The sequence below is a fragment of the Xenorhabdus mauleonii genome (assembly GCF_900113945.1).
Classification (GTDB): domain Bacteria; phylum Pseudomonadota; class Gammaproteobacteria; order Enterobacterales; family Enterobacteriaceae; genus Xenorhabdus; species Xenorhabdus mauleonii.
In genome coordinates this window covers 1-1,959 of sequence record NZ_FORG01000082.1, presented here as the reverse complement: position 1 = coordinate 1,959, position 1,959 = coordinate 1, and the positions used below count along the sequence as shown (strand labels likewise).

The 1,959-nt window shown below is 54.7% G+C and carries 2 pseudogenes; both read right to left on the bottom strand.

The window, feature by feature from the left end:
* Positions 1–408, bottom strand: a pseudogene (locus tag BM100_RS22270) (site-specific integrase); the annotation flags it as partial.
* Between the two features lie 54 nt (positions 409–462).
* Positions 463–1,959, bottom strand: a pseudogene (locus BM100_RS22265) (DNA primase); the annotation flags it as partial.

Below are 1,959 nucleotides of genomic sequence, written 5' to 3'. Positions count from 1 at the left end.
GGGCAGTTCCAGATCCGCCGCCGGATTCGCCAGTATCAGGTTCTGTTTCGTCAGCCATTTGAACCACACCTGCAACGGCTGTAACTGGGTGCGCTAGGTTCGGGTACTTAACGGCTCGCCGTTCTTCTTGCGGTACAGGAACAGGTGACGCTGGTAACGCTCCAGGATGGGTCGGGTGATATCGGCGGCATAGTACAAGCCCCGCTCCGTGGCCCACAGGATAAAGTGGTAGGTATGGTGGGTCTGTACTTTCAGTGTGGTTTCCGACCAGTTCCGCTCCCGCCGCCACGTCACAAAGCGCAGCAGCAACGCATACAGGCTTTTCGGGTCATGCGCCGGGCCAACGGGCTTGCGGTACACCTCAGCAACGGTCAGGAAGCTCCCTTTGCGCGGTTTACGGTTTGCCATGATTTCCCTCCGTTTCGGTCTGGGCATCGGCAGCTAAGGCAGCGGGCGACGAGGTTATTTTATTTTGGCGTCTGATAACTCCTTTTTGCCTGTCCCCAACTTGCGAAGACGCCAACCCTTGCTGCATCGGGTTTGAAGCCGTATTTTCCACGTCCAACTCAGCCCCAACTTGAACGCAACTTGAACGCAACTTGAGACCAACTTGCTTGCTCCTGAGTCCAACTTGCTGTCATCGCCTATCATATTGGCTTTGGGTTGATGACTCCCATCAGGCGCAGACAATGACACGATTTTATTTTTTCGTCTCATAACTGCTTTTTGCCTGCCCCCAACTTGCGAAGACGCCAACCCTTGCTGCATCGGGTTTGAGGCCATATTTTCCAAGTCCAACTCAGCCCCAACTTGGGGGCAACTTGGCACCAACTTGCTTGTTTCTGAGTCCAACTTGCGTTCATTACCTGCGACTTTTGACGTTGCTTCGTTTACATCCAGCAAGCCACACAAGTGGGCTGAACCATTGTCAGCACCGTCCCACAGCAATTCGTACTGCAACAGATGCCCCCGACTGCCGCCATGCGGCAACAGGTATTCCATGTCAGCCAACCGCAGACAATGCACTTTCAGTTGATTATCCGTCCAGTGGGTAAAGTCACGAATATCCCGCCGGGTAAAACGGATTTCGTTGGGTTGGCAGTGCTGACGCTGGGCTTGTTCGTTTACCATGCTCTGTATCAACAACAGCAGCTTACGCGTCTGCGGCGGCATTTCATCCAGTGTGCGCCCCAGCACTTCATGAGCCAGTTGGTTAGCAAGTACGATATCGTCTTGGATGACTTCGATATATTCGATAACCTGCCCACGATGGTTCGCTGTCTTCACCTCCCGCTGGTACTGGTGCAGCAGGGCGATGGCCTGTATCAGCGTCAGGTATTTCATGTGGTCGCGCCGCATCCGCGTTTTGTCTGACAGGAACGTCAGTTGATGAGCGTAAGGATTGACCACCTTGAGCGGCCGTAACAACCGCTGGGCGTTTTGGTGCAACGTCGTCAGATAACCTTTTTCCGAGTCAGCCAGCAAGCCTTCTAAGGTCTGGCGATGCCGCTGCATCGCGTGGATAGCTTGTGTCTGTTCGCGTGACTCATTGACGGTCAGCACCAGACAGCGGTTCAGCAACTCTTCATCCACATCGATCGCCGTGGTCGTCAGCATTAGCATGACTGGGCCTTGCACCTTGTATTCCCGCGTCACCAGTTCGCCGCTCTGCTCATTCTTGCCGGTTGAGGCGATTTTCAGTTCCCCGTCCGATTGCAACAGTTTCAGCGCATAGGCCGCCTGCCGTACCCCTTCTTCTTCCGCGATAGCCAGTATCTTGTGTTGCAGGCTGGTTTCACCCAGATAGTAGAGGCTTTGCCCGGTCATCGCCGAGTACTGGATACGCTCTTCATCCGGCATCAGATTGAGCACCGCATCCATCAGGCTGCTTTTGCCTGCCGCACTGCTGCTCTGGATTAACACAGCCAGCGGTTTATCCAGCTTGCGCGAGACCGCCGC